The sequence below is a fragment of the Rhodovulum sp. YNF3179 genome, assembly GCF_050586465.1.
GTDB lineage: Bacteria > Pseudomonadota > Alphaproteobacteria > Rhodobacterales > Rhodobacteraceae > CAJXYS01.
Window position 1 is genome coordinate 152,388 of record NZ_JBOCEG010000009.1, and the last position, 8,673, is coordinate 161,060.

7 protein-coding genes are annotated in these 8,673 nt (G+C 72.2%); 3 read left to right on the forward strand and 4 right to left on the reverse strand.

Features of this window, described 5'->3' with window-relative positions; translation table 11 throughout:
* Positions 1–5: 5 nt before the first annotated feature.
* From ACQ5SP_RS15675 to ACQ5SP_RS15690, 4 genes are read right to left on the reverse strand one after another with little or no spacing between them, the layout of a single operon-like run.
* Positions 6–1,079, reverse strand: a complete 1,074-nt coding sequence (locus ACQ5SP_RS15675; protein ID WP_430939340.1) for a polysaccharide pyruvyl transferase family protein — start codon at positions 1,077–1,079, stop codon at positions 6–8.
* Positions 1,076–2,290 carry a glycosyltransferase gene (locus tag ACQ5SP_RS15680; RefSeq protein WP_430939341.1) on the reverse strand — a complete coding sequence of 405 codons (1,215 nt, stop codon included), beginning with the start codon at positions 2,288–2,290 and terminating at the stop codon, positions 1,076–1,078. The genes ACQ5SP_RS15675 and ACQ5SP_RS15680 overlap by 4 nt, the downstream gene beginning before the upstream one ends.
* A 13-nt stretch (positions 2,291–2,303) precedes the next feature.
* The gene (locus tag ACQ5SP_RS15685; RefSeq protein WP_430939342.1) at positions 2,304–3,287 is read right to left on the reverse strand and encodes an NAD-dependent epimerase/dehydratase family protein; all 984 of its coding nucleotides are present in this window, start codon (positions 3,285–3,287) and stop codon (positions 2,304–2,306) included.
* A 23-nt stretch (positions 3,288–3,310) separates the two neighbouring features.
* Positions 3,311–3,979, reverse strand: coding sequence for a sugar transferase (locus ACQ5SP_RS15690; RefSeq protein ID WP_430939343.1), 669 nt, complete (start codon positions 3,977–3,979; stop codon positions 3,311–3,313).
* A 171-nt stretch (positions 3,980–4,150) separates the two neighbouring features.
* Between ACQ5SP_RS15690 and ACQ5SP_RS15695 the strand changes: the two genes are divergently transcribed.
* The 3 genes from ACQ5SP_RS15695 to ACQ5SP_RS15705 all read left to right on the forward strand — a co-directional run bounded on the left by ACQ5SP_RS15695 (position 4,151) and on the right by ACQ5SP_RS15705 (position 8,518).
* Complete coding sequence (locus tag ACQ5SP_RS15695) at positions 4,151–6,073, forward strand: GumC family protein (RefSeq protein WP_430939344.1); 1,923 nt, start codon at positions 4,151–4,153, stop codon at positions 6,071–6,073.
* The gene (locus tag ACQ5SP_RS15700) at positions 6,066–6,848 is read left to right on the forward strand and encodes a metallophosphoesterase family protein (RefSeq protein ID WP_430939345.1); all 783 of its coding nucleotides are present in this window, start codon (positions 6,066–6,068) and stop codon (positions 6,846–6,848) included. Before ACQ5SP_RS15695 ends, ACQ5SP_RS15700 begins: the two co-directional genes overlap by 8 nt.
* A 179-nt stretch (positions 6,849–7,027) precedes the next feature.
* A complete protein-coding gene (locus ACQ5SP_RS15705; protein WP_430939346.1) occupies positions 7,028–8,518 on the forward strand; it encodes a hypothetical protein in 1,491 nt (496 codons plus the stop codon).
* Positions 8,519–8,673: the final 155 nt, after the last annotated feature.

Sequence of the window (8,673 nt, forward strand, 5' to 3'; positions counted from 1 at the left end):
GCCGGCTATACATTGGCGCGGAGCCAGGCGATCTGGGCGGCGACGGCCGCGTCCAGCCGCTCACGCGGCAGCGAGACCGGCTGCCGGCGGATCGCGTCGAGCCCCAGCCGCTCGAACAGGGCGGCGCGGGGCGAGGGCGTGAAGAGCATCGCCGGGTTGCCATAGGCAAGTGCTGCCACGCAGGCATGCACCCGGTCCGACAGGGTCAGCCGTGCCCCGGCATAGACGGTCGCATAGCTCCAGGGTTCGTCGGACGCCAGGGCGCCGGGGCGGCGGTAGATCTTGTGCGTGACATGCGGGTAGAAGCGATGCTCGGGCCGAAGGATGCGGTGACCGTCCAGCGTCGCGGGCAGGCGCCGGAAATCGGTCAGGTCGCCGAGATAGGCCCGGATCTTCGAGGCGTGCGCCAAGCGGTCCAGCCGGCGCGGGACGCCCAGGTGGCGGGGCTTGCCCAGCAGCGTGACCTGCCGCGTGGTGTGGCGTGCCGGGTCGAAGGGCCGGTCCGAAATCGCCGGTTCGGGGTAGCGGTCGAAGGTGAAGGCCATGTGCGGCGCCGTCCCCGGGGCCAGGGCGAAGGGCCGCGCGACCTCGGGCAGCAGGAACCCGGCGTCGATCCCGTCATGGCTCGGCACCCCCGGGACCCGGTCCCGGAGGATCGCGTGGCTGCGCGGGTCGCGGGTGACGATCAGGGCCGGGGGATAGGCCTCGAGAAAAGCCCGGACGGCGGCGATTTCCCGCGGCGTGAACTTGAAGAAGGCGGCCGAGTGCAGCATCACCCGCACGCCGCGCGCGGCAAGCCGGCGAAAGGCGCTTTCCCAGCTGGCGGCCATCCAGGCATTCAGCACCGGGCCTTGAAGAACCAGCCAGTCGATGTCGAGATCCGCGACCAGCTCGGCGTGGTTGGCAGGATTGCCGCGGCGCTTGTCGTGCAGCGTTCGATAGTTCGGCTGATCCTGGAAAAAGCCGACCTCCGCGGGGCCGAAGACCTGTCCCAGCAGGTGGCGCCCGCCGAGATTGAAAAAGGCGTTTCCGACATTCTGGCCCCACTGGCCGGCGACGATGGCGACGCGCGGGCTCATGCGACCCGCCCCCGGCGGGCGGCCGCGGCGCGGAACACGGCCTCGAAGCTGTCGGCGACCGGGCCGATGGCGAAATGCCGTTCGGCCCAGGCACGTCCCGACGCACCGGCCCGGCGGGCGGCGGCCGGGTGCCGTGCCAGGCCGAGCGCGGCCTCGGTGAAGCCGCGCGTGTCGCCCTGTGGCACGACGCACCCGGCGCCGGCGCTGTCGACGATCCGGGCTGCGGGGCTGTCCGGCGGTGCCGCCAGGACGACGGGCCGGCCGGCGCAGAGATAGCTCAGAAGCTTGGAGGGCACCGCGCAGTCGGCGGCTTCGGGGCCGATCATCGCCAGCAGGACGTCGGCCGCGCCCAGCATTGTCGGGAAATCCCGGGCCGGCTGCAGCGGCAGCAGGTGCAGCCGGGCGCACCGGATCCTTTCCAGACACGCGACGCCGGTCCCGGACGCGGCGACGACCAGGTGTCCCGCGTCCCGAAGCTCGAGCGCGCGTGCCAGCGCGGCCAGGGGGGCGGGGTCGTGCTTCAGCCCGATGGTGCCGGCGTAGAGAAACCGCGGCCGGGGTCCGATCCCGCGGTCCCGCTCCCAGGCCGTGACGGCCGGGGCGTCGCGGGCGACGGCGGGAACGTCCTCGAGCGGCCCCCAGTTCGGGATCACGGTGGTCCTGGCCCGGGCAACGCCCATGGCCTGCGCGGCGGGCCGGAACGCCTCATCGATCAGGATGACGTGGTCGGCCCGGCACATCTGGTCCGCCTCCCAGCGGCCGAGCGCGTATCCCGCCACCCGGCCCAGCACTGGCCGGCGCGCCGCCAGCAGGCGCTGCGCCGCGCGCCCCTGCAGATCCTGCACCCAGTGCACGAATCCCGCGCCGCCCTGCCGCGCGGCGGCGAGCGCGCCGGCCTGCGCGGCGACCGGGGTGTTTCCCGAAAGCACCAGCTCCGGCGCGACCGCGCGGATCGTGTCGGCCAGAGCCCTGCCATAGGCACGGTCGGCCAGGAGACGGCGCAGCAGCCGGGCCTTGGAATAGGGCCGCGCGATCGTCACGGGGCGGAACGCCAGCCCGGGGGGATCGTCCGGCTGCCGGGCCAGGCGTCCCTTGGGCCCCGGATCGCCCGCGAACCATGCGTGTGTGACCCGGTGTCCGCGCCGCGCGAGTTCGCGCGAGAGACCGGCCTGAAAGGGATGCCCTGCATAGTCGTGGACCAGGATCCGCATGCGGCTGTCCGGCTCAGGCGGCCCGGGGGTCGCGGGCCTGCGCGACCTGGCGTGCGATCCAGGCATAGGTGTCGGCCAGGCCCTCGGCCAGGGGACGCGTGGGCGCCCAGCCCAACCGGGCGCGGATCAGGCCGTTGTCCGAGCACCGGCCGCGCACGCCCTGCGATCCGGAGACGTTCTCGATCGAGAGCGTCTTGCCCGACAGGCCGATGACCCGATGCGCCAGATCGTTGATCGTGATCCTTTCCTCCGAGCCGATGTTCAGCGGCAGGTCGGCATCGGATCGCATCAGCCGCAGCGTGCCCTCGATGCATTCGTCTATGTGCAGGAAGGATCGGGTCTGCCGACCGTCGCCCCAGATCCGGATGCTGCCGCCCTCCGGGGCGGCGGCGACCTTGCGGCAGATGGCGGCCGGCGCCTTCTCGCGCCCGCCCTGCCAGGTGCCCTCGGGACCGAAGACGTTGTGGTAGCGCGCGATGCGGCAGGTCATTGCATGGTTGCGGGCATAGGCAAGATAAAGGCGTTCGGAAAAGAGCTTCTCCCAGCCATAGGCGCTGTCGGGATCGGCCGGGTAGGCGCTGTCTTCGTGGCAGCCGGCCGCGCCCGGGTCCGCCTGGCCGTGGGCGGGGTAGATGCAGGCCGAGGACGCGAAGAAGACACGGCTGACGGCTTGGCGGCGGCAGGCCTCGAGGACGTTGAGATTGATCGTGGCGGAGTTGCGCAGGATCTCGGCGTCATGCGTGCCGGTGAAGATATACCCGGCCCCGCCCATGTCGGCGGCCAGCTGGTAGACCTCGTCATACGGCCGGTCGACGACCGCGCCCACCACGTCCGGATCGCGCAGATCGCCCAGCACGAATGCGTCGGCCGCGCTGGGCGAGAATGCCGGATGTTTCCGGTCGACCGCGTGCACCCGAAACCCTTCGGATTTCAGGCGGCGGACCAGGTGATGGCCGATGAACCCGCCCGCGCCGCAAACCAGTGCCGTAGGTGCCATGTGATTGTCCTTTCGCCTGTGGGTCATTCGCCGGTCCGGGCCAGGACCACGGCGCAGGTCCGGATCAGCAGCCAGAGGTCGCCGCCGAGACTGCATTGCCGGGCATAGGCCGCGTCCCGGCGCACGCGGGCGGCGTAGTCGCCGCCATCCTCGCCCGAGACCTGCCAGGGCCCTGTCAGGCCCGGGCGCAAGGCCAGGTAGAGCGGCGCCGCAGACCCGTAGCGGCCGAGTTCGGCGCGGGTGACGGGACGGGGGCCCACGAGGCTCATCTCGCCCCTCAGCACGTTCCAGAGCTGCGGCAGTTCGTCGAGACGCGTACGGCGCAGGACCCGGCCGAGTCCGGTCACCCGCGGATCGTTTGACAGTTTCTGGCGCCGGGCCCATTCCGCTGCCGCGGCGGGATCCGTCGCCAGGATCGTGGCGAGGCGCGACTCGGCGTCGGGCACCATGCTGCGGAGCTTCCAGCAGCGGAAGACGCGGCCATCGCGCCCTACTCGCGCATGTCCGAAGAAGCCGCCCCCCCCATCGGCCCGCACCAGCGCCCAGAGCAGCGCGATGGCGGGCGCCGCGATCCCGAGCAGGACCGCGGCGACGCAGATATCGAAAACGCGTTTGCCGGCATAGCCCCGGGAGCGGGCGGTCCGGCGGCCGGGGGCGAGGCTCAGGCGGTCGGCTGCGGCATGGGGGTGCATGGCGATCTCCGGGCTGGCGCCGCCGCGACCGGGCAGCATTTACCAAGGCATAGCGCCCGTGCCCTGAACCGGGCGTTATCGGCGAGGGAGGTCAAGCACGGCCGGGCCGCTAACCGGGCGACAAGCCCTGCCCCGCAGACTGGCAGCGACCGCGCAGACCGGAGAGCCGCCGTGAACCAACGCCCCGCACCTATCGCCCCGCCGCGGCCGCGCGCGCGGCCGGGGTCGCATGCCCCCGGTATCGCGCAGCTTCTCTGGCGCGGCCGGGGTGCGGTGCTGGCCGGCGGTCTCTGCGCCGCGCTGGCGGCCTGGGCGTGGCTGACCTTCGTGTCGGTGTCCCGCTACGAGGCGGCCGCCGTGGTGATGATCGAAACCCGCACCGCGCGGGTCGTGGACCTGCAATCGGTCATGTCGGGCCTGTCGGGCGACGATCTGGTGGTCAATTCCGAGATCGAGGTGCTGCGCTCGCGCGGGCTGCTCGGACGCGTCGTCGATGACCTGGAGCTTGGCCGCGACCCGGAGTTCAACCCGGCGCTGCGCCCCCCCGGGCGCCTGGCCCGTCTGGCCGCGCGACTGTCCGACTGGAGCGCGGCGCAGTTCGGCCGGCCGCTCTGGCCCGGCCTCGGGGCGGCGCATGTTGCCCCGCGCGAGGCGGGGATCGACACGCTTCGCCGGCGAACGCGCATCACCGTCCTGCCCCGCAGCGTCGTCTTCCAGGTCGTCGTCACGACGACGGACCCCGCGAAATCGGCCCGGATCGCCAACGCGATCGCCGACGCCTACATGGGTGCGCAACTGGCCGTGAAGGCCGATGCGACCGCGCGGGCCACCGCCTGGCTTTCCGACCAGGTCGAAGGGCTCCGTCGCGACCTGGTGGCCCGGTCGCAGCGGCTCGAGACCTTCTCGACGGGCACGAAACTCGTGGATGCCACGGCGCTCGAGACCCAGCGCCGCCGGCTGAAGGCGCTGCGCGAGCGCATTGACGCCATCCCGCCCGGCACCGGTGCAGGCGGGGCCCGCCGCGCGGCCCTCGCCGCGGCCGTCCCGCCGCTCGAGGCGCGGATCGCGCGTCAGTCCGCCGACCTCGTGGAACTGGAACAACTCCGCCGCGAGGCCGAGGCCAGCCGGACGATATACCAGTATTTCCTCGGGCGGCTGAAAGAGACCAGCGTTCAGCAAGGGCTGCAGCAACCCGACAGTCGGATCCTCTCGCGGGCGGTCCCGCCGCGTGTGCCGTCCGCGCCGCAGCGCGGTCTCTTGACGGTGATGGCCGGGATGCTCGGGCTCTGTCTCGGGGGCGGCGCGGTCGTCGCGCGCGCGATGCTGCGCCGCGGCTACAGCAGCGCAGCCGATCTGGAGACCGCGACCGGGGTGCCGGTACTGGGCCGTATCCCGCGCATTCGGCGGAAGGGGCGCCGCCGGGTATTCGACCACATCGTCGCCCGGCCCGGATCCGCCGCGGCAGAGGCGGTGCGCAACCTGCGCACCTCGCTCATGATGGCGGGCATCCGTCAGCCGCAGGTGGTGCTCTGCACGTCGTCCCTGCCGGGAGAGGGCAAGACCACCCTGGCGATCGCGCTGGCGCGCAATCTCTCCGGGCTCGATCGGCGCGTGCTGCTGATCGAGGGCGACGTGCGCCGGCGCGTCTTCGGACAGTATTTCGGGGACCCGCGTGAGCGGGGCCTTGTGGCGGCCCTGGACGCTGACGGCGGCGGGCTCGACACCGCGGTGGAGCACGACCCGGGCGGGCGGGGCTTTGACCTGCTCAGGGGGGGCGAGCCCGGCGGGAATGCCGCAGATCTCTTTTCCGGGCCGGGTTTCGCCGCGTTGATCGATGCCGCGCGTGCCGCCTACGATATCGTGGTGATCGACAGCCCGCCGGTGCTGCTCGTGCCCGATGCGCGGGTGATCGGGCGGGCGGCCGACGCGATCCTCTACGCGGTGCAATATGACCGCACCCCCCGCGAGAGCGTGGCCGAGGGGCTGCGTCTTTTCCAGACGGCGCGGCTCGAGGTGACCGGGATGGTGCTGACACAGGCCGCGTCGCGCGGCGATGACGGCTACGGTGCCGCCGGTGACTACTATCGTGGCTGAGCGGATGCGGCGGCTCGCCGAGATCCTGGGGCTTCGGCGCCCGGACAGCGTGCCGCCGGCCCCGGCGCTGCCCGTCTACGCGGTCGGCGATCTCCACGGGTGCAGCGGGTTGCTCGACCGGATGCTTGCGCGGATCGACGCGGACATCGCGGCCACCGCGCCCGGACCGACACGGATCGTGTTTCTCGGCGACTACATCGACCGCGGCGCGGACAGCGCCGGGGTCCTGGCCCGCCTGCGTGCACTGGAGGCCGCCCGGCCCGGCCAGGCGGTCTGCCTGATGGGAAACCACGAACGCATGCTGCTCGATTTCCTCGATGATGCCACGGGACGCGGGGCGCGCTGGCTCCGGCATGGCGGGCTTCAGACCCTGGCGAGCTTCGGGGTGCGCACGGCCCCGGGCGCGGCACCCACGGCCCGCAGGCTGGCCGCCCTCGCCCGGGATCTGCGACAGGCCCTGCCCGCGGGGACCGAGGCATGGTTGCGGGCGCGTCCGCTGCTCTGGCAGAGCGGCACGCTTTGCGCGGTTCATGCCGGGGCCGATCCCCGGCGCCCCCCCGCGGCCCAACCGGCCAAGGCCGTTCTCTGGGGACATCCGGAGTTCCCCCGTCGCCGGCGGCGGGACGGTATCTGGATCGTCCACGGTCACGACGTCGTGCCCGAACCCGTCGCGGCGCGCGGGCGCATCGCGGTCGATACCGGGGCGGTCTTCACCGGGCGGCTGACGGCCGCGGCCATCCGGCCGGGCGGCACGGTTACCTTCCTGACGGCCTGAGCCGCCGCGGGCGTGCCCGGCCGGGTCCTGGCGGTGCGCCACCGGCCGCACCCCCCCCCAGGCGCGCGAACCGGTAAAATCCACCGCGAACTGCACCCTATCCGGGGAGAGGGCCGGTAGGGTTTCGCTAAGCCGCACGCGCAACGCTGGTGCCGGGGAAAAGGGTAATGGGGGCTGGGGTGGCTCGTATCACGCATCGCGAGACGATCGGCGGCGACACGCTGCCTTACATGGCCTCGATTTCCGCGCTGGAGGTCCGGACCGGCCCGGCAGAGGCGGAACTCCGCGTCTTCGCGGGATCCGGCGCGGACGGGGGGTTGAGCGTCATCGCGCTGGAGTCCGGCGGCCCGGCCCGGATGCTCGACCAGCGCGGCGCAGGACCCGAAGCCGGGACGGCGGGGCTGGCCGGGCTTGGCGTGGCGACGGTCGACGGTGTCGAGACAGTGATCCCCGCCGGCCGCGCCGATGACCGGATCGCGTTCCACCCGCTGACGGAGGCCGGCAGTTTCGCGCCCGTCCAGGGCTTCGCCGGCGCCGACCTGCCGGGAGGGCTCGCCGGGCTCGCGGTCCTGCCGTCGGGAGACGGGGCGCGGATATACCACACCGATCGCAACGGCGACGGCATCGGCGGGCTGGAGCTGACGCCCGACATGGCCCCGCGGGACCTGGGCATGACCGATGCCACCGACGTCACGACGCTGGCGTCCGGGCGAATCGACGGGCATGACTTCGTCTTCGCCGCATCCGGCAGCCGGAACGCGGTCACCTCCTACCGGGTCTGGGGGTCGGGCGAATTGTCGGCGGCCGATACCGTGTCGCCGGAAGATGGTCTCTACGTCGCGGCGCCTGCCGCGCTGGACGTGGCGGTGTCGGGCGGGATCACCTACCTCGTGCTCGCCGCAACGGACTCGCAGTCGCTTTCCGTCGTTCAGGTGGTGCCCTGGGGCGGGCTTTCGGTCACCGATCACCTGATCGATTCCGGGGAGACCCGCTTCGGCGCGCCGACGGCGCTCGACACGATCAAGATCGGCCACCGGGTTCTGGTGGCGGCCGGCGGCGGCGACGACGGCGTCACGCTCTTCGAGCTTTCGCCGGACGGCCGCCTGCATTACCTCACCCATACCGTCGATACGGCCGAGACGGCGCTTCAGAACGTGTCGGCGATCGCGCTGGCACCGGCCGGGCCGGATCCGTTCGACGGGCTCGAGTTGCTGGCCGGGTCCGCGACCGAGCCGGGGATCAGCCGGTTTCACGTCGATCTCGAAGAGTTCGGCCCGCTGCGCCGCGGGACCAGCGAACGCGACTGGCTCAACGGGATCTGGGCTGATGACCTGATCACCGGGTTCGGCGGCGACGACGTGATCCGGGGGCATGTGGGCGACGACCGCATGATCGACGGCCCCGGCGCGGACCTGCTTTTCGGCGGACGCGGGGAAGACGTCTTCGCGATGACGCCGGACCGCGACCTGGACGTGATCCGCGATTTCATGCGGCAAGACGACCGGATCGATCTCTCGGCCTATCCGCGGCTGCACGGGATGGATCAACTGAACATCGTCGACCGCTCCTACGGCGTTTCCGTCAGCTATGCCGGCGACATGCTGCGCGTGGAGCCGAAATGGGGGCGCCTCGAGGCCGACATGCTGACGGCCGACAATTTCATCTTCTGAGGGTGGCAGAGATTCCGATTTCCCCGCGGGCCGCGGCACGCTAAACCGGGCGCGAAAGCGACCGGAGGGCTTGGATTAATGCGTATCGCGATGATCGGCACGGGCTATGTGGGGCTCGTCTCGGGGGTGTGTTTCTCGGATTTCGGCCATGACGT